Origin of the sequence: Agrobacterium sp. LMR679 (assembly GCF_027157905.1) — a bacterium.
In the GTDB taxonomy this organism is placed as follows: domain Bacteria; phylum Pseudomonadota; class Alphaproteobacteria; order Rhizobiales; family Rhizobiaceae; genus Agrobacterium; species Agrobacterium leguminum.
On the sequence record NZ_JAPVOJ010000001.1, the window covers coordinates 1208530 to 1229887 of the forward strand.

General features: G+C 56.4%; 17 protein-coding genes, 1 tRNA gene and 1 pseudogene. 6 read left to right on the forward strand and 13 right to left on the reverse strand.

Annotated features, from left to right (window positions below):
• Nucleotides 1–669: 669 nt before the first annotated feature.
• Both O3W47_RS05565 and O3W47_RS05570 read left to right on the forward strand, forming a co-directional pair.
• Nucleotides 670–1695, forward strand: a complete 1026-nt coding sequence (locus O3W47_RS05565) for a hypothetical protein (protein ID WP_269313184.1) — start codon at nt 670–672, stop codon at nt 1693–1695.
• A gap of 170 nt (nt 1696–1865) precedes the next feature.
• Complete coding sequence (locus O3W47_RS05570; protein ID WP_269313185.1) at nt 1866–2264, forward strand: hypothetical protein; 399 nt, start codon at nt 1866–1868, stop codon at nt 2262–2264.
• Nucleotides 2265–2421: 157 nt separating this feature from the next.
• Here O3W47_RS05570 and O3W47_RS05575 read toward each other — a convergent pair whose 3' ends face one another.
• The gene (locus tag O3W47_RS05575) at nt 2422–3006 is read right to left on the reverse strand and encodes a recombinase family protein (RefSeq protein WP_269313717.1); all 585 of its coding nucleotides are present in this window, start codon (nt 3004–3006) and stop codon (nt 2422–2424) included.
• A gap of 206 nt (nt 3007–3212) precedes the next feature.
• Here O3W47_RS05575 and O3W47_RS05580 point away from each other — a divergent pair, with 206 nt between their 5' ends.
• Entirely contained in the window at nt 3213–3794 is a 582-nt protein-coding gene (locus O3W47_RS05580; protein ID WP_269313186.1) for a hypothetical protein, read from the forward strand.
• A 127-nt stretch (nt 3795–3921) separates the two neighbouring features.
• On the opposite strand, the gene O3W47_RS05585 is transcribed toward O3W47_RS05580, so the two are convergent.
• The 4 genes and pseudogenes from O3W47_RS05585 to O3W47_RS05600 form a co-directional block, all read right to left on the reverse strand.
• Nucleotides 3922–4665 carry a M48 family metallopeptidase gene (locus tag O3W47_RS05585; protein ID WP_269313187.1) on the reverse strand — a complete coding sequence of 248 codons (744 nt, stop codon included), beginning with the start codon at nt 4663–4665 and terminating at the stop codon, nt 3922–3924.
• Between the two features lies 1 nt (nt 4666).
• A complete protein-coding gene (locus O3W47_RS05590; RefSeq protein WP_269313188.1) occupies nt 4667–7681 on the reverse strand; it encodes a type I restriction endonuclease subunit R in 3015 nt (1004 codons plus the stop codon).
• A gap of 6 nt (nt 7682–7687) precedes the next feature.
• Entirely contained in the window at nt 7688–8953 is a 1266-nt protein-coding gene (locus O3W47_RS05595) for a restriction endonuclease subunit S (RefSeq protein WP_269313189.1), read from the reverse strand.
• A pseudogene (locus O3W47_RS05600) lies at nt 8943–10432 on the reverse strand (type I restriction-modification system subunit M). The gene O3W47_RS05595 and the pseudogene O3W47_RS05600 overlap by 11 nt, the downstream one beginning before the upstream one ends.
• Nucleotides 10433–10560: 128 nt before the next feature.
• Between O3W47_RS05600 and O3W47_RS05605 the strand changes: the two are divergent.
• From O3W47_RS05605 to O3W47_RS05615, 3 genes are all read left to right on the forward strand, one after another.
• Nucleotides 10561–11511, forward strand: a complete 951-nt coding sequence (locus O3W47_RS05605) for a DUF5655 domain-containing protein (RefSeq protein ID WP_269313191.1) — start codon at nt 10561–10563, stop codon at nt 11509–11511.
• A gap of 447 nt (nt 11512–11958) precedes the next feature.
• Entirely contained in the window at nt 11959–13095 is a 1137-nt protein-coding gene (locus tag O3W47_RS05610; RefSeq protein WP_269313192.1) for a Fic family protein, read from the forward strand.
• Between the two features lie 112 nt (nt 13096–13207).
• Nucleotides 13208–13297 (forward strand) — tRNA-Ser (locus O3W47_RS05615).
• A gap of 98 nt (nt 13298–13395) precedes the next feature.
• Here the strand turns inward: O3W47_RS05615 and O3W47_RS05620 are convergent.
• The 8 genes from O3W47_RS05620 to O3W47_RS05655 form a co-directional block, all read right to left on the reverse strand.
• A complete protein-coding gene (locus tag O3W47_RS05620) occupies nt 13396–14670 on the reverse strand; it encodes an AIPR family protein (RefSeq protein ID WP_269313193.1) in 1275 nt (424 codons plus the stop codon).
• Nucleotides 14609–15112 carry a hypothetical protein gene (locus tag O3W47_RS05625; RefSeq protein ID WP_269313194.1) on the reverse strand — a complete coding sequence of 168 codons (504 nt, stop codon included), beginning with the start codon at nt 15110–15112 and terminating at the stop codon, nt 14609–14611. Before O3W47_RS05625 ends, O3W47_RS05620 begins: the two co-directional genes overlap by 62 nt.
• A 164-nt stretch (nt 15113–15276) precedes the next feature.
• Nucleotides 15277–16206, reverse strand: a complete 930-nt coding sequence (locus tag O3W47_RS05630; RefSeq protein ID WP_269313195.1) for a sugar phosphate isomerase/epimerase family protein — start codon at nt 16204–16206, stop codon at nt 15277–15279.
• 55 nt (nt 16207–16261) lie between these two features.
• A complete protein-coding gene (locus O3W47_RS05635; protein WP_269313196.1) occupies nt 16262–17203 on the reverse strand; it encodes a sugar phosphate isomerase/epimerase family protein in 942 nt (313 codons plus the stop codon).
• Nucleotides 17204–17281: 78 nt separating this feature from the next.
• Nucleotides 17282–18454: a Gfo/Idh/MocA family protein gene (locus O3W47_RS05640; protein ID WP_269313197.1), complete on the reverse strand. Its 1173-nt coding sequence runs from the start codon at nt 18452–18454 to the stop codon at nt 17282–17284.
• Nucleotides 18455–18536: 82 nt separating this feature from the next.
• Nucleotides 18537–19439: a sugar phosphate isomerase/epimerase family protein gene (locus O3W47_RS05645; RefSeq protein WP_174024392.1), complete on the reverse strand. Its 903-nt coding sequence runs from the start codon at nt 19437–19439 to the stop codon at nt 18537–18539.
• A gap of 23 nt (nt 19440–19462) precedes the next feature.
• Nucleotides 19463–20284: an ATP-binding cassette domain-containing protein gene (locus O3W47_RS05650; RefSeq protein WP_269313198.1), complete on the reverse strand. Its 822-nt coding sequence runs from the start codon at nt 20282–20284 to the stop codon at nt 19463–19465.
• Nucleotides 20285–20293: 9 nt separating this feature from the next.
• Nucleotides 20294–21298 (reverse strand): ABC transporter permease, encoded by a 1005-nt coding sequence (locus O3W47_RS05655; RefSeq protein WP_269313199.1) that lies wholly within the window; start codon nt 21296–21298, stop codon nt 20294–20296.
• Nucleotides 21299–21358 lie beyond the last annotated feature (60 nt).

Genomic DNA, 21358 nt, shown 5'->3' on the forward strand with positions numbered 1-21358 from the left:
TGAACGCGGAAGCCTTACCCCACAGTGCTGAAAACATATTCGGCAGCTTGCCGAGATGGGTGTGGAGACGATCGTCCACGGATTGTCACTGAGCACTGAAACCCACAGATATCCTGTCCAAAGAGCTGCCGCCTCCCCGTGCGTTCCTCGTTCGATCCGATATGGACGTTGTGGATTTGCGCACCGCTCTTTTGTGGGCAGCCTTCTTTTGCCGTGACCCTCCTGCGCCGTGAGATTCTGCCATTTATCTTCCATGACGCATTACTGCTGCCAGGACACGAAGTCCTAGAGGGTTTCAAGGCGCTCCATGGGGATGGCTTCTGCGTCCACCGAGGTCCGAGGTCGGATCCTCCCTTGCCGCGAATATTGGCGCAGAAGCTCCCAGGCGCGCTCCGGGCTTCAGAACAAGTGCTTGCCGGAAAAACTATCCGGTCGCGCCAGGTGATCAACCTTGAGTCAAAGCGCAGCCGCCGCGCGCAATCTCCTGCATCTCATAAGGTTCTGGCTATAAAGTAAGTAAGGGGAGGATGCGATGACCGGCATCACTGCTAGCCGATGCTCGCCCGCTCACGACTTGCGTCATCTCGCACAGCACAGCGCTATAAGAAAAACAGCAGCGCTGCCAAACCAAACTTCACAATGGATTCCTCAGCATCCAAAGGAGAACCTGTGACCGGGAATCACCTTTCATTCGAAGATCGTATTCGCGACAATATCACTGCTCTTAGGCTTGTCATGCCGGAGGTCCTGATGCGGGAACGTGAGCGCGCTCATACGAAGTGGTATGCATACCGCTTCATGTCGCCGCTCGAGGCGACTAAGCTTTTCGCGGATTTGTATCGAACCGCATTTAAGCGGTATGTGCGCACCCACCGTGATGTTGGTGACGCCGACGCCGCCAATGGCCTCGGAACCAGGATTTTTGGTCGTCCGAACAGCTCACTTACCGAGGTCTGGAACGCGAGACAGCGCGCCGACGAACTCGGCTTGCCTTACAACCTGCTCATCGAGTTTAGCTTCCATTTCGCTGGCCGGCGCACGAGGAAGCGCGCACCGCGGCCTGGCCAGCTTTTCGATAGTGGAGCGGGTGGCATCGCATGGGCGCTTGAACTTGAAAAGTGGATTGTGGATCCGTTGCATCTTGAGGTTCAGCGCCTCAGTATGCCGCAGTATCGGCATGAGAACTATCGGTTCTTTCCTGTTCAGAGAGAGTTTCACGAATACATTCTGGCGAGCATTGAGGAGAGGGTAGGGGCCTGGGGCCCAAAGTTGGCCCACCATTGCGTGAGTCGTCATCATCTTCCCATCAGAAAGGCAATCAAGCTTGTGCCCAGGGGAGCGCGCGCGATTGCCCTCCGCCACATTCGCGGGGAGCTTGAGCTTGCCATCGAAGAGAATGGTGAAGTTGAGCGGTTGCCCGACATCGCCGTTGCCCCAGCATGCTTCGGTCTCCCCTTTGCCACGCACGTGACGTCACCGGAATGTATGGCATGTCCTCTGGCCGATCTCTGCTCTAACGCAGTGCTTGCGGCGTCCGACCACATGCACGGCAGCTATGGCGCTCTTTCCCCGGTCCAGCAGAACCGGAAGATAAACACGAGGCAGAAGACGAAGTTGCGGGTCCGAAAGTTCCGTGCGGCGAAGCAGACGCTTGCTTCAGACTGCTCTCAGCAGCCGGAGGGCATCCCGACGTAACGCTCAGCCAAATAGGGTTTCTTTTAAAGAGAGATATAAACTTAGGTTGAGCGTTACATCTCCTTCCTCCTCCGGGAAACGGAGAATCCTTATCCCCAACCGTCGAACAGATAATACCACGCCGCCTTCCGGCGTCGTGGACCATGGCTTGCAAACAAAAGGAATTCACGATGAAGAACGAAATGTTGAACCTCCGCCGGTTTTTTCGGAATCGGTTCGAGCGTCTGATCGACCATAATGACGCGGACGGCTCCGGCACTGGTGACGGCTCCGCCATCGGATTGGCTGAGGTGTGCGAACTCTTAGCCAATGATGACGAGAGTTTCCCGCGAAACTACGACCATGATCTTCGACGATTTTGCGGTCACGAGGCTTCTATCTGGTTTCGCGAAGAGCGCAGCTACGGCGATGTCGCCCGGCTTGTAATTTGTTTGCTGGAAGCGGGCAGCAACGGAAATACTCGCCCTACTGGCTTTTGGGTCAGTAAGGTTCTCCATTGCGACAGTCCCATCATCCATATGCGTAGCGTAGAGAGTTTCAATTGGGAGCGAAACAATGTTGAGCGCTGAGCTTAGAAAGCGAGTGTCCGCAATGGCGGAAAAGTATCGTCAGCATGAACTGGACTTCCTCGAGATGCTCGGGAGAATCGATAGCCGCAAGATCCAGCACCCCAAGCCCAGGATTCGTGTGATTGCCCCATCATATCGGTGGTCGATTGTCGATACTTCAGAGACCGGCATCGCAAGGTGGCAATAGTCCCTGCTTCATTCCCCGCAGGAGAGTGCGGGGATGCACCTGGTATCGCTCGGCAAGATCGTCGAGAGATACCTTGTCGATCCTCATAGCGTATCGAGCTTCCATAATCTGCTTTGCGGTGAGTGATTTCGGTCGGCCGATGAAACTCCCCCTTGAGCGTGCAGCCGACATCCCTGCGTTCGTCCGTTCGCTGATGATGGCGCGCTCAAATTCAGCCATCGCCGCCATGATATGGAACGTCAGCCGCCCGCCCGAGGTAGACGTATCGATAGCCTCGTTAAGCGAACGGAACTCGACCTCTCGCGTTCCAAGATCGTTGATCGCTCCGATAAGGTCGATCAATGATCGACCAAGTCTGTCGAGTCTCCATACGACCAACATGTCCCCTGCATGAACTGCATTCAACGCTTCCGCAAGTCCCGGTCGATCAAACGTGGATCCTGAGATACCCTTATCCGTGAACGTGTGATGACAGCCATTTGCTTCCAGTGCCTTGAGCTGTAGGTCCAGATGCTGCTCATTTGTCGAGACCCGGGCATATCCAATTTTTAGCACAACAACCTTCAATTTCGCTCTTTTGTAGGCGACACTATACCCGGTAACCCATTGACTAAAAGGAACCTTTATCCCATAGCTCGAGGACCACAATCTTCCTCACCGTAAGCCGTTGTTTCTATTTGGCTCGCGTTCAGGGTGCACAAGAAACCCATCGTCGGACAAAAAGGTTCCCTTTTGTCGGACGAAAATCCTCGGATCGCCACGTGAAAATCTTCCAAATGCTAACCGTCGTTGCTGCTGTCTCGTCTCCCTGGACTTCGGCCTGCGGTGGCGAAGCTCCAATACATCTTTTCCTCAACGAAGACTCTGCGGAAACGAAAATCGACGGAATGAACGTCAGGCTGCGAGCCGAGCTTACCGATGAAGATAAGAAGGAACGTGAGTTCACGCGCACGCCGCGAGTATGGATTATATGTTCCGACAATGGTCGGCAAATCTTCAGCATCGATACCGCCGACGATCTCGATCCCTGGCCGTCCGTTTCGGACAATAATGATGTCAAGGTCAGCACGGTGTTGAAGTCCCAGACAGGTTCCTTCAAAGATCTGACCACTCAGATGAACGCGTCGCGCGTGAACCATCTTTTGCAGATTACGCTAGACATCACCGGTCGAGCTGAAGACGTCGCTCGTTCCTGGCTTCAAGGGTTTCCGATCAAGATTACCGCCTCACCTGGAGGGGAGCTGAAGGATCTTGACCTCGTCATCTTCCCAGAGGTGAATAGTTCCGCTTTTCGTGCCCAAGCTGCCGCGCTCATCCGCGGATGTAAAGTTCTAGCACACTAGCCTGTTCGCGGCCACTGAGTCAGGGAGATTTACTGGTGCGTTTGGCATGTCGAAAGCTGCGACGCAGCGCCAAAGCACGTCGAGCCAGCCAGTGACCATCCTCGAGTCAAAGAATGCGTGCTGCTCGTTAGACCGACGGCTCTACCTTCTCCCACCCCAGCATATGTTCGTTCTTGTCGAGCCAGGTCTTGCGATTTTCCCAATCCGGCAACACGCGCCCCACTAATTCCCAGAATTCCGGTTCGTGGTTGCGGTGTTTGAGGTGACACATCTCGTGGACCACGGCGTATTCGAGCACCGGCTTCGGCGCGAAGATGAGGTGCCAGTTAAGATTGATCTGGCGGTTCTGTCCACAGCTGCCCCACATGTGCTTCTGGTCTTTGATCTGCACGCCGCGAGGTTTGAGCCCGTTGCGCTCACCATGCCTGCGGACGAAGTCGCGGGCGTCGTCGCGCACACGGTGTTTCAGCCACAGCCTCAGCGAGCTCTCGATGACGGCGTCGGAGGATTCAGGGGGCAGACCAGAGGGCATACGTATATGGAAGCCGTTGCGGAAGCTGACCTCGACCAGCGAGCCGTCGAAGGGTTCGATGGTGAGCTTGGCGATCCGCCCACGGTAGGGAATCTTGGCACCGGTGACGAACTGGTAGACGCGTGTCTGGGCCTTGGCGCGCTCGGCCATGTGCTGCACGGTCTCGATGATCCAGGCGCGCCTGCGATCCAGCACTGCGCAGATCTGTTCGTCGGTCGCTCCTTCCGGCACCAGCAGCTCGAAGGACTTTGGCGTAACGCTGAGACTCGCCTTGCTGGCCCTGGGCGAGCGCCGCAGGGTGTATTCGATCTCTTGGCTGCCGATGCGATAGACGGCCATATCACTGCCCCGCGAAATGCTTGAGCGCGTAGGCCTCGACTTCTTCGGGGATTTCCCTGAGCTGCGTCAGACCGGCGAGATGTGCCATGGAACGCACCTGCTGGCGCAGGCCCTTGCGAAGACCATCCTTCGCCCACCAGCCTGATGGAGCTGTCACAGGGTCGGTGTAGAGCCCCTCAAGACGAACCGCAAGAGCCTCGCCCTCCGGTCCGGAGGTGAAGCCGTTCAGGATCTGCAGGATGCCATAGGCGCCGGGAGAAAGACCCGCTTCTACATGGGCGGCGTCCTCGGCGGTGATGTCCTTCGCCAGTTCTTCCGCTGCCTTCAGCTTCTCCGACCAGCTGAGTTGCGCGCTTTCGAGCTTTTCCAGTAGCTGGCGCAGGCGCTCGGAGAACTTGCCGTATTGATGCGGGCTGTCGTCGATCCGCTCGGTGACGGTCTTGCGCAACTCCGTCGTCTTGCGGATCGCCGCCGTCATGAGGTCTTCCTCGGTCTTACCTTCACGATCGAAATCCTCCCAGAATTCCGGATCGGTGATGTGGCGCAGCTTGACGGTGACGCTCAGACCCGTTGCCTCCAGATGCTTCTCCAGCATCTCGCGGATCTTCTCGCTGTAGTTCATCTGGTCGAAGGCCTGGCGCTTCTCGAAATGCTGGGTGCCATAGAGCAGGAAGTTCGCGACCCACTTTAGGTCGCCGGTGAACTCCAAGACGCTCGGGTCCGGGCTCAGCGTTTCATAGAGTGCGATGAAGCTGCGGGCCTTGGCCTTGAAGTCGAACCACTTGTCCTCGGTGCCGAGCAGCCTCACGAAGGCATCATACTCCGCCTTCAGCTCGTCCTTGTCGCTCGCCTTTCGCTTGAGCGGCTTCATCAATGCCGCGACGGCAGAGTGGGCGGCGCGCAGCTGGTTGCGCAGATCATTCAGGTCGCGCATGGCGTTCTTCACGTCATCGGCGCGGTATGAGGAAAGCGCTGCTTCCAGATGACCGGAAACGCCGATATAGTCGACGATCAGCCCGTTGCGCTTCCGGGCGTCAGAAACGCGATTGGTGCGGGCGATCGCCTGCAGCAGCCCATGCTCCTTCAGCGGCTTATCAAGATACATCACGCTCTCGATCGGGCAGTCGAAGCCGGTCAAGAGCTTGTCACAGACAATCAGGAACTGCAGATCATCGCCCTTGCGACCGAACGCCTTTTTTGCCAGCTTTTCCGCCTCGGCATCAAGATAATGCGCCTTCAGATCTTTGCGGATCGCCTGCTTGTGGGCATCCTCGCTCGGCTTGCTGTCTTCCTGGTTGATCGAATAGACACAGGCCGACATGGCATCGGCGCGGGCGAGCGCCTCGGCAGGCTCCATGCCCTCGGCCCTGAGATCCTCGGCAATGACCTTGGTCAGCGCCTGCTTGTAGAGGATCACTGCCTCGCGATCGATGGCGACGATCTGCGCCTTGAAACCGTCAGGCCGGGCATATTGCTTGAAATGCGTCCAGATGTCGTAGGCGATTAGTTCGATGCGGCGCGGATGCTTGACCAGATCCTCGATCTGCACACCGCGCTTCTTGATCTCGTTCAGCTTGTCATCGTCCAGTTCAGCAAACCAGGTGTCGAACAGAATGTCGATCTTCGCCTCGTCGATGTGCCAGTTCGTCTTGCGGCCGGTATAGTAGATCGGCACCGTCGCACCATCGGCCACAGCATCATCAATGCCGTATTTGTCAAGATAGCCTTCTCCCGGCACACCAAAGTTCTCGTAGGTGTTCTTGTCGTCCTTCTTCACCGGTGTGCCGGTAAAGCCGAAGAAGCGGGCGTTCGGCAGCGTAGCACGCAAATATGCGCCGAGATCCTTTTCCTGGGTGCGGTGCGCCTCGTCCACCATCACGATCCAGTTTTCCGAATTGGCAATCGCCTCCTTCGAGCCCTGGAACTTGAAGATGGTTGATAGCGCGGTATGCCCATCCTTGCCGCTGCGGATCAGCGCGTGCAGATCCCGAATGCTTTCGATTGCTGTCGGATTCGGTAGGCCGCAGGCGACAAAGGTGCCGCTGATCTGTGAGTGCAGGTCCACCCGGTCGGTCAGGACCAGAATGTTCGGGTTGGTGAGCCGCTCGGACTGGATCGTCCGGTGCGTTTTCAGTTTCAGCGCGGCGAAGACCATGGTCAGCGATTTGCCGCTGCCCTGCGTGTGCCAGATCAGCCCCTGGCGATGCTTGCCCTCGATGACGCGATCGACGATGCGGTTGACGGCGCGGAACTGCTGGTAGCGGCAGATCTTCTTGATCGTGCCGGTCTCGGTCTTTTCAAAGACGATGTAATGGGCGATCAGGTCCAGCAAACGGCCTGGCTCCAGCAGGCACCAGAGACCCTTGGCGAGCGTGTTGGGAAAATCGGCATCAGTCTTCGGCCAGGGATCGCGCCATTCGGCGAAATATTTGGAGCCGGACCCGGTCGAGCCATAAAGAACCAGCGCACCATCGGTGACGATGTTGAAGACATTGGCGAAGAACAGGCGCGGAATGTCCTGTTCATATTGCTTGATCTGCTCGAAGGCCTCGCCGGTCTTGTCCTTTACGTTTAGCGGGCTCTTGGCCTCGATCACGACCAGCGGGATGCCGTTCACGTAGACCACGACATCGGGCTTGCGCGTGTTCTCCGCCTTCACCCGCAGCTGATGCGTCACGGAGAACTGGTTGTTGCCGGGGTCGAGGAAATCGATCACCCGCAGCGTCTGCCGCGTCTCCTGGCCGGTTACCTTGCGGGCATAGTCACCGCGCAGCACTTTCAGCCAGGCCTCGTTGTCGCTGATCGCGGCAAGCTCGCCATAGGCAGCCTCGGCAGACACGCGATCGATCCCATTGATGCGCGTGAGCGCCTCGATCAGGTGGCGGCGAAAAAGAACCTGGTTCTCGCCCTCGCGCAAACTTGCATGCTCCGCCGGTGGAACGAAGCCATAGCCCATGCCCTTGAGATGCTCGATCGTCGGGCGCTCGGCAAAATGCCATTCGGGGGCGCTGCTCATGGGTGTCTACTCCGCTGCCACGGGCAGGGCGTCGATCACGCGCTTGCGGCCAGTGAGGAGGTCAGACATCAGGGCGGATTTTAACCGCAACCTCTGTTCCAAGATCCGCACGAGAGCAGTCTCCGTGCTCGCAAATTCTTGGATATGCGCCACGATCTCGTGTTGCTCATGCAGCGGCGGCAGCGGCAATTTCATCTGCTTCATTGCCCCCACATTAAAATGCTTCTGAGCCAAGCCTCCCTCTGCCTTCAAAACCTGGGTCTTTCCACGTGCGCTGTTGATGAACGTTGAGAGGAAGTAGGGATCTACCAGTTCGATCTTTGGTCGCGCGAAGATGATGTCAATACAGTTGGCTCCGTCATATCTCAGTGGCACCACACAAGAGGTTCCTGGGTAACCGGTTCGAACAACAAGAACGTCTCCGGACCGAAGGACTGATTTCTGGTTTACGCGATTGCCCTCTTCACTGATGTAAACCCAGTCAGCATCCTCCACGAAGCCTTCACGGACATTGGCAGAACGGAAGCAGCGAACCCCGCTCTCGACATAATATTGAGACGGCTTAATAACGATCCCGACACTTATCTGGGTGCAGACGTCGTCGGCGTTGGTCAATGACCACCCCTCCGGAATTTCCCCGATCTCCGTTTGCTTGAAACGCGTGTGGCCGATGCCTTTGGTGAGCAGGCGTTCCAGCACACCCTGCTTGACCTTTCTGGTCTGCTCGATCACCGCCCGCGTTGCCGCAATGGCCTCATCGACGCTGGACAGGATTTCGGCGATGCGCCACTGTTCGTGGAGAGGGGGTAGCGCAATGTGTATTGATCTGAGTGCCGATTTGCTTATTTCTGGGAACGTGCTGCCACCCGCCGAGCGCTCCAAAATTTTCCTGCTGAAAACAATCCAATAGGCGAGAAATGCGGCATCATATTTGGCCGACGGATGGAAGTTAGCAAAACCCTGATTTGTCGCGACAGGGACGGCGTTGATGGCCGGATAACCTATCGTGGCGCGGCTCGTCATGAGGACGCTGCCTACCGGCAACATTTTCAGCGACGTCTTCTGCAATGCAGCGTCGCTTACCATCGTCTTTGTCGAGGAAAGCTTCACTTTACCAGGCGGCAAAGCGGTGATGTCAGTTGGCGTTGCCCAGAAATGTCGCCCCCGTTCCCAGAATTCGCCAACCTCTTTTGACGGCGTCGTTCCGCCAGAAATCTGCGCCAACTCGCCTAAAGTTGTTGAAGCCCACCCCTCAGGCACCTCACGCGACATAACCAAGCTCCCGCAAAAAGCCCATCATTCGTGCTTCCGCCGCATCCCGCTCGGCCTGCAGCTCGATCAGCTTTTCCGCTTCGGCGGCGACATCAACCTCCTCCGCCTCTTCAGCCAGATGCACATAGCGGCTGATATTGAGGTTGAGTCGTTCGCCTCGATCTCGCTCACCGGCACCACACGTGCCAGCCGACCGACATCGACAAAATCGCCGTAGGCCTGTGCGAGCGCGGCGACATTGGCCTCCGACAGATGGTTCTGCGCCTTGCCTTCGACGAACTGCTCGGCGCCGTTGACGATCAGGATCTTGCCCTTTCGCGCCGCGGGCTTTTGTTTGCGCAGGATGAGGATGCAGGCCGGAATGCCCGCGCCATAAAACAGGTTCGGCGCAAGGCCGATAACGGCTTCGATCAGATCATCCCGGATCAACCCCTCGCGGATCTTGCCTTCCGCGCCGCCGCGAAACAGCACACCATGCGGCAGCACCACGCCGCATACGCCGTCCTCCTTCAAACTTGCCACCATATGCTGCACGAAGGCGAGATCGCCATAGGATTTCGGCGGGCAACCATAACGGTCGCGGCCATAGGCGTCGCCCTTCGACCAGACATCATGCCCCCAGCTTTTCAGCGAAAAGGGCGGGTTGGCCAGCACCCGGTCAAAGGTGCGGATGGCCTTCACGCTGTCACCTGTCAGATGTTTCGGCTCCAGCAACGTATCGCCGCGCGCCACAGCTGCGTCATCGATATCATGCAGGAACAGGTTCATCTGGCAGATGGCCCAGGTATTGAGGTTCCTCTCCTGGCCGAACAGCGACAGGCTTTTTGGATTCTTGCCCTGCCGCTCCAGATGATGCACCGCCTGCAACAGCATGCCACCCGAGCCGCAGGTGGGGTCATAGATCGACATGCCTTCTTCTGGCTTCAGGCATTCGACAATCAGCCGCACGACCATCTTCGGCGTATAGAACTCGCCACCCTTCTTGCCGGCATCATCGGCAAACTGCGCTATCAGATATTCATAGGCCTGGCCCAGCACATCCGACTCGACATCGGAATTACGCAGGCGATAGGTCTCGAAATGCTGTAGCAGCTTTTCCAGCATGGCATCCGGAAAGCGCTCCTTGTTGTTAAAATCGACATCCTGGAAGACGCCGCGCAGCTTCATGTTCGCGTCTTCAATGATGTGAAACGCACGGTTCAGGTGCGTTCCAATATCGGTGGTGTGCTTGCGCACATCCCTCCAGAAATGGGCCTTGGGGATATCGAAGCGGTGTTGATCAGGAAGCTCAGCGATCTCCTGGTTGGCATACAAAGACATCGCGGCTTCATACTCTTCCTCCCAGACATCCGAGAGGCGTTTGAAGAACAGAAGACCGAAAATGTAGTGCTTGTAATCGCCGGAATCGATCGATCCCCGCAGGATATCCGCTGCCCGCCAGAGATGGTTTTCCAGCTGCGAAAGGCTCAAAGTCGTCACGTTATATATTCCCCGTCATGCTCAGCGCTCACAATAGCAAATCGGAGCAGCGTGGCAATTTATCTGGACAACGGCGCGAAGGCGAATAGAACTTTGTGTGCAATTTATGATCCTCATCGGAGTAAATTTTGAGCGATATCAAGCTGTTTCATTTCAGTGGTGCCCAAGTGACGGAGCTTGTGGGTGCTGCCGTCCAGGTCGAAAAATCTCTTCAGAAGGTATTCGAGGCAAATCTGGAAGCTCTTCTCGGAATACGCTTTCTTGCCAGCGAACATTCAACCGGTGCAGTTCACGGTGGCAGGATTGATACGCTGGGTGTGGATGAGGACAATTCACCTGTCATCATCGAATATAAGCGTTCGGTCAATGAGAACGTCATCAATCAAGGGCTCTTTTATCTCGATTGGTTGCTCGACCATCGTAAGGAGTTTCAATGGCTGGTGATGGAGCGTCTGGGGCCGGAGGTAGCCAAAGCCGTAGATTGGACTGCGCCGCGTCTGCTTTGTATCGCGGGCGACTTTACGCGATATGACGAACACGCAGTCAAGCAGATTGCCCGAAACATCGAACTTATCCGTTACCGTAAGTTTGGTGACGACCTGCTGATGATCGAACTCGTGCATGCGCCCAAGTCCGCACGATTGAGCGTGACAAAGGCATCGGCCGAACCGAAAGCTGCGGATCAATCAATGGAGGTAGGACAGGCCACCGATCCCTATCTCAGCCAACGAATGAGTTACCGCCTTTCTCAGTCATCATCAGATCTGCGTGACATCTACGATGCCGTCTACCAATTCCTTGTCGGGCTCGGTGACGATGTCCAGGTTAAGGAACTCAAGCTCTACACAGCATTTAAGCGACTGAAGAATTTCGTATGCATGGAAATCTATCCGCAAGCTCGCACCGTGATGCTTTTCCTCAAGTTGAACCCTGGAGAGCTGGATCTGGAAGAGGGATTTACCCGCGATGTCCGAAACATTGGGCATTTCGGTAGCGGTGATCTACAGGTGACACTGAGATCGATGGCAGATTTCGAGAAAGCGCAGGCTCTGCTGCGTCAGGCCTACGAAGCAGGATGAAGTCGAACTCGACCCGGTCCAGACTGACAATCCAAAAGCATCGGGGTTAATCTGTATTGCTCACCTTGAGCGGGTTGGCGATGCCGCCCGCCCAGAGAGCATCTCGGACCTGATCCGTCTTCGAGCGAATTTCACCTGTGAGCATGCGTGGTTCCCGTCATCATCCGAATCAGGTTGCACCTTAGTGGCCTTATCTCCTCGATTGAGTTCCAAATTGTTTCCATTTTGGAAGACAAAGGCGTTTGTATTGCATGGATAGAAAACAAAATTGATTGACTTTCAAAAATCTATTTTTTCGGTAGTCAAGGCGTATTGACTGCTACCCGAGCAAATCAAAAGCCCTTGAGTTCTAAAAATAGCAGTTTTTGGTAGACAAGCCGACTTGTCTCCTGCATTACGAAGACAACACCCTTTGTGCGTCAGAAATATTGGAATTTGGAAATCAAAATGACGTTGCGCCCCGGCTTGGATCTCTCCGAAGCAGTTGAATATCACTACGACCAATTTCCGCCCCGCCAAATCGATGCTGGCCGCCTTATCATGACGGTGGCGTCGGCATCGGCCGCCTTGGCGCGTTACGATCAAATGCTCAAGAGCATGCATAACAGCGAGATTCTGCTCGCACCACTAAGAAACCAGGAAGCTGTCGTGTCTTCGCGTATGGAAGGCACGGTAAGCACGCTGGATGAAGTTTTAAGATATGAAGCCGATCAGGAGGAAAGTGGTGACGAGGCTGGTGGCCACTATCGTAACGAAGCGATCGAGGTCTTCCTATATAGCCGCGCGTTGACGGCGGCGCAGCGCAGCATTGAACAAGGGGCTCCTTTATCGAGCTTTCTCATCAAGAGTGCGCATCGGGTTCTGCTCGGTTTTGGGCGTGGTGCTCACCTATCTCCCGGCGAATTCAAAACAGAGCAGAATTATCTGGCCGATCGGATGCGGCGCAAGGTTCATTTTGTGCCTATGCGGCCGGAGCAACTTCAAGATGGGATGGACCGCCTCTTCGCTTTTATCGAGTCGGAGGATTGGCAGATTCTGATCAAAACAGCAGTTGCTCACCTCGAGTTCGAAGCGTTGCATCCATTCAAGGATGGCAACGGTCGAATTGGCCGAATGCTGATCACTCTGATGCTTTGGAAAGCTGGAGCGATCTCTGCTCCACATTTCTATATTAGTAGCTATTTCGAAGACCGCCGCGACGAATATATTGATCGGATGCGTGAGGTGTCTAAATCAGGCGCCTGGACCGATTGGATCATTTTCTTCCTGGAGGCACTGGAAGCGCAGGCGCAAAAAAACTTGGCAACGGCCGAGCGAATTCGCGATCTCTATGAGGAGCTGAAACGAGAGTTTCCTCAAATTCTCACATCGCAGTGGAGCACAGCTGCTTTGGACTTTCTATTTTCGCGTCCGGTTTTCAGGAACAACGTCTTCACGAAGAAATCCGGCATTCCGGAGACTTCGGCGCACCGATTTACGCGCATCCTGTCAGAACGTGGCCTCATCCGAACAGTGGAGCCGGCTGCTGGTAGACGACCAGCACTATATAGCTTCGAACCGCTTTTGCAGATCGTCCGTGACTAGCCACGACGCCGGCACATGCGGCTCACAGATGGTTAAGGTTCCGCGAGCCTATGTCCGTCAGCCCGACCATTGATGTTTAAGAGGAGCGCGCAACGCAAGCGTTCGCGCATGCGGAGAGGTGGCAGAGTGGTCGAATGCACCGCACTCGAAATGCGGCATACCTGCAAGGGTATCGTGGGTTCGAATCCCACCCTCTCCGCCATTTACAAATGATTCCCATATCGTCTCAATTAGAAAGTCTTCGAGGAGGCGGCTGTCGGGGGCGGCAATGCCCGCGTTTTTTTGCGCCGAGGCCTCCTGCTAAGCGAATGACGCATTTTCCTGCAATGCATCTACATTTGAAAGAATAGTAGCGGTTAGCGGCGGTGATTTCAGTAGATCCCGCGAGATGTCCGGATCAGGAATGGCTGCTGTGACCAAAGCGTTTAGTCGATCGAACCAGACACCTTCGTTCGCGGAAAATAAGCTATAAATGGCCTCGTTCTTTGTTTTGCAACCAAGATTTTTATAGTTCTCAGAGCAATATTTTGAAGCGGCACACATCAAATGCCAACGCAACTTAGAGTACCTGCCATCAAATTTCTTATTGGAAATAAGCATCTTTAGGCGATAGTGAGCAAAGCAAGCAGTGTAGTAGGTTTCTTCTGGTGATCCTGGCTTGAAGACGTCGTTTAACAGTTCGCCCGTCAATCGATTTGGATAACGGCTTGCCAAATCCGGACGCATCATTGTGATCGCAGCGTAGCACCTCGCCGTCTCTCGCACGTCAAATACCCTAACAGGCACAACATTTTCCGGTGCGTATTGCCCCTTTCTGCGCTCAAAATATAAGCGGTTCGTTTCAGAAGCACCTCGAGCGTTAAAATATTGCTCAAGTTTTCTCAGTACATCAAGGGTTGATATAAATTGCGCATCTTCGACTTTTGACTGTCTGTTTGTTGCTCTTACTATGTCATCGATTACAGAGGGTTCATCTGCTTCAATAAGCTTCACCATGAGGCTAACACTAGCGTCGACCTTTTCATCTAGCGAGATCAAAACGTTAGAAGTCTGGCAGCCATTGACGATTTGAAAATCGCGTATGAAGATTTCTTGGCCTGCTGGTCGTACGCTGGACGCGACGATCGTTATTCCGTTATTCATCAAGCCAAACCGCGACTTTTTGTCTGCTTCATCAAGGGTACTGGCAATTTCAGAATTGACGTCTGCATCAACCCCAAGGAAGTCTCTAACATTCTCTTCGAAGAGTTTTTTTCTCGGTGTTCCGTCGGCGCTTTTTAAGACGGTGTCTATGAAGTTTCGGGCCTGAACTGTCGCAACATAGGCGTTGTTTATATTTGGTGCAGCAGGAAAGGGTGCGTATCCGATAGTTGGGAGCCGCGCTTCCACTGGTCCATCAGCAGAGAGCCAAAGATCGTGAATAAAGTCTCTGTGACCTTTGACATATCGCGTGTCATGGGCATAGCCCAGCTTCTTTAGTGAGTTTTCTCCTATCGAAAATGCAGCATTTATCTCAGGAGCATCCGTATCCGGTGCCGCTGTCAAAAAAATAGACGTGTAGATCAGGGAGTCCATTTTTTATTCGGCCTATGTTATCGAAGACAGTTTTGAACATCGATCGAAATTCTGCAAGATGCGGTGCATGTGGCTGTGCAGGTTCATCCGAGAGAAGATCCACGACGGCGGCTATAAAGGAGTCCACCTCCATCTTGCTCCAAGAGGTTGATGATTTTACCTGTGTAAACACAACCGACACAGAATACTCACGCCTTGAACCTTCAAATATCTCGCTTAATTCGTCGAGAGACATTACGGCACGGTCGTCAAGGTAAAGAAAAGCTCCGTCAATGCCCGGATCGGCGCCGTCGTAGACAAGGTCAGAAATTTCAACACTATCGCCAGTATATTTTGAAAAAATGCAATAATTTGCAAATGCTTCGAAATTCTTGCTGTCTGAGTATGGTGCACCGAAGTTCTGACAAAAGGTGTTGAAGTATGATTTTGTTACCAAATGCATAGTGCAGTTCCCTCATTCCGCGGCGATTCAATCTAGATTTATGCAGCATATGATTTTATCGCGAGGGTTGTAAATGTCGGGAGTGAGTAAAAATCTTAGCATCTTGTGGGGATCGCGTTTTCCGGAAGAAAGAATGGGCGTAGAAGGCTGTTTAGGGTTTGATATTAGAACCCACACTCAGCAAGAAACGCCCTGCTGGCCGCCAGATCATCCAGAATGCCGCCGGCATTGCGCGGGTCGCGCTCCTGCTCGATGGTGATATAGCCGCCATAGCCAAGTTCCGTCAGAAAGCTGCGGATGGCTGGATAGTCGATTGAGCCGCGACCGATGGGGCACATGACGCCTTTGGCGCAGGCGTCGAAGAAGCGGATGCGTTCTGCCATCACCTCCTCGAAAACCGTGGCGTCAATATCCTTGAAATGAATATAGTCGACACGGTCCCAATAGCGGCGAAGCGTGATGACGGGGTCCATGCCGGAATAGGCCATATGGCCGGTATCGAGGCAAAGGCCCGCCAGATCGGCGGGAATGTCCTCGACGATCTGCTGCAACTCATCGGCAAATTCGATGTAGCCGCCAGCATGGGGGTGGATAGTGGCGCGCACGCCATATTTGTCGCGGGCAAGCGTTGCGATGGCGCGGATGTTTTCGACCATGCCGTTCCATGCACCCCCATCGAGGCGCGGCGCGCGGTCGGAGTGGCCGGCGGCATAGTCCCGCTCGTCATGTCCCCAGTCCATCACAGTCAGATAGGGGGCGGAAAAGCGTTGGCCGGCATGGGTTTCCGGTTTCGGCAGGCGGGTGATCAGCGCGCAGATCTCGTCGGTCTGGCGCAGCAGATTGTTGCGGTTCTCCGGTGAGACCAGATCGTCGAAAATCGTGCCGGCGACGATTTTCAGATCGCGCTCATTGAGCGCCTGCGAAACACGCTCGAGGTCGAGCGGCAGATAACCGTAGGGGCCGAGTTCCAGGCCGCCGAAGCCGGCGGCCTTCGCCTCGTCCAGCACCTTTTCCCAATGGGGCAGATGGGGATTTTTGACGTCGTCGACGCCCCAGCAGCAGGGAGCGGTGGTGATGGTGATCCGGTTGGTCATGGCATCCTCGTGGCGCAATTGAGGCCGGGCCGCCTTCTGCGGCCCGGAGCGGGTTTCAGCGGCTGATGGTGGCTTTAAGGGCGTCGATGGAAGACTGGATGCCCGCCTCGGTGGACATGGTGAAATCCTCCATTTCCAGACTGACCCAGCCATCGTAACCGGCCATGCGCACCACGGAGAAAAATTCCTTCCACCATTGCAGGTCATGGCCGGCGCCCACCGCCACATAGTTCCAGCTGCGGTTGGCGACGTCAGTCACCTCTTTGAGTTCCAGCAGCCCGTTCACATCGGCCAGTCCGCGTTCGATGCGGGTGTCCTTGCCGTGGCAATGGTGGATCGCGCTGCCGAGTGCACGGGCAGAGGCGATGGGATCGGCCCCCATCCACATCAGGTGCGACGGATCGAGATTCATGCCCACCGTCGGGCCAACCTCATTGCGCAGGCGAAACAGGGTTTCCGGGTTCCAGACGAGCATGGCCGAGAAATTCTCGAGCGCATATTTTTCGACGCCCGCTTCCCTGGCGAGCTTCACAAGCCCGTGCCAGAGCGGAAAGGCGCGATCTTCCCATTGGTAACGGTCGCGCTCCGGCATCTCGTTCGGCCAGCTCTTCGTGTAGACGAGCCAATTCGGCACGGTGTCACCCGGTGCTGCTTCCGGCAGGCCGGACATGGTGACGATCTTCGTCACGCCGATTTCGCCGGCCAGCCGGACGGTGTCTTGCATCTCCTTCAGGTGGCGCTTGCCCATATCGCCGGGATCGAGCGGATTGGCGGAGCAATTCAGCGCAGCGATTTCGAGGCCACGGGCCTCGATTTCCTTGAGCCTGGATTTGAGAAGCCCCTTATCCGCCAACAGTTCGTCGGCCCTGAAATGCGGGCCGCTGGACCAGCCGCCGCCGGTCATCTCGATGCCCTCGACACCGAGCGCGACGCATTTGTCGAGCATATCAGTGAAGGGCAGGCTTGCCATGACGTCAGTACAAATTGCGAGTTTCATCGTTCATCTTTCCGGGGAGGTATGGGGACGCGCCTGAAGAGGAGGACGGGAGAGTTGTCCGGCGCGCCCCCAAGCTGGTTAAGCGAAATCGACCCAGGCGGCGCCGGCATCGGCCGAACGGACGCAGTTTTCCAGCCAGCGAACGCCTTCGGTGCCGGCCGTGATGCCGGGATAATGGTGGGTCTTCAGAAAGGCCCTGTCACCGCGATTTGCCGCGTCGATGGCCTGGGCGATCCAGAGATAGATATTCGACCAGCTGTCACCGAGACCTTCGGTATGCAATGCGCCCATGCGGTCGATGGCGAGGCTTTCCTGTTCCAGATATGGCATGCCGTGGTGCAGGATGCGGCCGGGTTCGCCCTGAACCTCGTAGATCAGCTGGTCGGGATGGGAATCTGACCATTCGAGCGACGCCTTGGAGCCGACGAAGCGGTAACGCTGCGATCCCATATTGCCGGCATTGACGGAGGAAACCCAGAGACGGCCGCGTGCGCCATTGTCGTAATGCATTAGGACGGTGGCGTGGTCCTCCAGCGGTGCGCGCGTGGGGATGAAGGCCTTGCGGTCGCAGAGCAGGCGTTCCACCTTCATATGCGGCAGTACGACTTCCGAGAGATAATAAAGATGCGTGCCGATATCGCCCAGCACGAAGGTCGGGCCGGCGGTGCGGGGATTGGTGCGCCATTTGACGGCCTCGCCCGCGCCCACATCGTCACCGGCATTGAAGCCGTGGGTATATTGCAGGTCGACGATACGGATGTCGCCCAGCATTCCTTTTTTGACCATGGCCGCCATCTGGTGGACGAGCGGATGCCCGGTAAAGCCATAGGTAACGCCGACGATCAGGCCCTTCCGTTCGGCCAGCCGCGCCACCTCGTCGCATTCGGCCACGGTGAAGAACAACGGTTTTTCGCAGATGACATGCAGCCCGGCCTCAAGGCAGGCCTTGGTAATCTCGTAATGGGTGAAATTGGGGGTGGCGATGGAGACGATGTCAACACCGTCTTCGCGTGCCGTTTCGCCGGCAATCAGCGCCTTGTAATCCGCATAGCAGCGTTCCGCTGCAACGCCGAGATTGACGCCGAAGTCTCGGCCTCTTTCGGCATCGAGGTCGAATGCGCCGGCGACGAGCTGGTAGTTGCCGTCGCGAAGCGCACCGGTGCGGTGCTTGTAACCCACCTGTCCCGTCCGTCCGCCGCCCACCATGGCCCAGCGCAGCGGGCGTGAAATCAGTCTTTCTCCGTTGATCATGTCGGTCGTCTTTCCATTTGATGTTGCCAATGGCCGTGGCCGGAGGCGGGGTCCGCCTCGGCCTCAGCGCCGGTTTGCCGCGTTATTTCTTGAAATAGAGGTCGATATAGTCCTGCATCTTGCTGCGCATGAACCGGCTCGATTCATCGGCCCTGTCCTCCCAGGCGAAGACGCAGGAGGTCATGATGCCGTCGAAGCCGATTTCGGAAAGCGTGCTGAAGAAATCGTCCCATGGCACTTCGCCCTGGCCGATATTGAGATGCTGGTGCACCCTCGCCTGCGTGCCCGGCGGGTTGAGGATATAACGAAGCCCGGAGCTGGCCTTGTGGTTGAAGGTATCGCCGACATGGACATGGGCGAGCACATCCTTGGCTTCGCGCAGCATCGCCTTGGTGTCGTCACCGAAATAGAAGGTGTGCGGCGCGCAATAGAGGAATTTGACGTTCTTCGAATTGACAGTGCGGATGATGTCCAACGCCGGCTGCAGCGTTTCGCACCAGTCTTCCGGATGCGGCTCGACATGCAGGTTGATGTTTTCGCGCTCGAAGATCGGCACCAGTTCTTCCATCGAGCGCCACCAGGCATCCTCGCAGGCCTCGATCATCGAGCCGGTATGGCAGCAATAACATGAACCCTTGTCGGGATGCGGGCCGCGGCCGAATTCGGAGTTCATCGTGTCGACCTCCAGTTCGATGGCGATCTCGATGGCCCGCTTCCAGTGTTTCACCGCCGCCTGCCGTTCGGTCTCGTCATTGGAGGCCCAGCGATACATCGGCAGCAGCGCAGCGATGCCGACATCGGCGTCTTTCAGCGCCGTTTTGAAGGACCTGATGCGCTCGGGAAAGACACGCGGCGCCTTGAACCATTCGAGGAAATCAGCGCGGGGGCTGAGTTCGATCCAGTCGAAGCCAAGCTCCTTCACCTTGGCGGGCAGCTCATCGAGGCTGGTGAAACGGTGCATGTGGGGGTCGATGGCGATTTTCATCGGTCTTGATCCTTCTCTATGTCTTAACTGGATGGCGGCTGCGGCGGATGGCCGTCATGGCTGGCCATGTAATTTTCCACCTCGGCACCGAGATCGGCGAGCGCCTCACCGCCGGCCATCAGGTCGGTGATCTCCTCGCGGGATTTTTCGCCCTTGCGGAAATTGGCGGCGACTGCGCCGCGGATGAGCACGGCAAAATGGTCGCCGACGGCGATAGCGTGGGTGACCTGATGGGTGATGAAGATCACCGCTATCCCCCGCTTGCGGGCTTCCAGCACGATGCGCAGAACGTGGGACGCCTGTTTCACGCCCAGCGCCGCCGTCGGCTCGTCGAGGATCAGAACGCGCGCGCCAAAATGCACCGCGCGGGCGATGGCGAGCGATTGCCGCTCGCCGCCGGAGAGCCCGCCGATCAGGCGGTCGCCATCATCGATGCGGGTGATGCCGAATTCCTGCACCGCCTTGACGGCGATTTCGTTTGCCTTCTTGCGGTCGTAAATCCGGAAGGGCCAGAAACCTTTGGTCGGCTCTGCGCCGATGAAGAAGGAGCGGCCGATGCTCATCAACGGAAAGGTTCCGCCGAACTGGTGCACGGTGGAAATGCCCATGCGCTGCGCATCGCGCGGCCCGTCGAAATCGACCGGCGTGCCATCCATCAGCAACTCGCCGGAACTGGGCTGATAAACCCCGGCCAGTGTCTTGATCAGTGTGGATTTTCCCGCGCCATTGTCGCCCAGCAGGCAGAGCACCTCGCCGGCGCGCACCTTCAGCGAGATATCGTGCAGAACATCGATCGGGCCGAAGGACTTGTTGACGTTTCTGAGTTCGAGAATGGGTGTGGTCATCGTCGTGCCTCACTTCTTCTTCGGTGAATAGGTGAGCGCCATGACGCGGAAGGTGTTGTTCATCAGCACCGCGAGCAGCAGCATGACGCCGATGATGAGGCTCGACCAGTTGCGGTCAAAGGCGGTGAAATAAATGCCCTGATTGACGATGGCGAAGGTGATGGTGCCAAGAAATATGCCGATCACCGAACCGAAGCCGCCGGTCAGCAGCACCCCGCCCACGACAACCGCGATGATGGAGTTGAAGATGAAGGTCATGCCGGCCGAAACCTGGGCTACATTGAAGAGGATTGCCTGACAGACCCCGACGAAGGAGGCGCTGACGGAGGAAAGGACGAAAAGCGTCACCGTCAGCTTGTCGGTGGGAATGCCGGCATTGCGGGCACTCACCCGGTCGCCGCCCATGGCGAAAATCCAGTTTCCGAAGGGCGAATAATGGACATAGAAGATATAGATCGCCGTCAGCAGCAGCCACCAGACGATGCTGACCTGAAAGCTGCCGCCGATGAACTGTCCGAACAGGAATTTGGCGACGGGGCCGGATTGGGCAGGGCTCAGCGCCACGCTGGTCGTGCCGGTCAGAAGCACCGAAAAGCCGAGGATCAGCCCCTGCACCGCAAACAGCGTGCCGAGCGTGACGATCAGTGAGGGCACCACGGTCCGTATTACCAGAAAGCCGTTGATCAGCCCGACAAGCACCCCAAGGCCAAGCGCGCCGATGATCCCGAGCCAGATCGGCATGCCGTAATAACCGGTGATGATGGCGACCGTCAGCGCGCCGGCCGGGATCATCGCGCCGATGGAAATATCGAGCTCGCCGGAAATCATCAGCAGCCCGACGGGAATGGCGACGATGCCGAGATTGGCCGCGACATTCAGCCAGCTTGCGGCGCCGGCGGGTTTCAGGAAATCGATGCTGCCGAAGATGACGAAGAAGGCAAGAACGAAAACAAGGCCGAGAAAGGCGCCTGATTCCGGGCGGCGCAGAAGGTCGCCCAAAGAGAGATTTTTCACGTCGTTCACTCCAATATTGGCCCTAGGTGCCGAGGGGATATCCTCTTCCCGTCAAAGCCC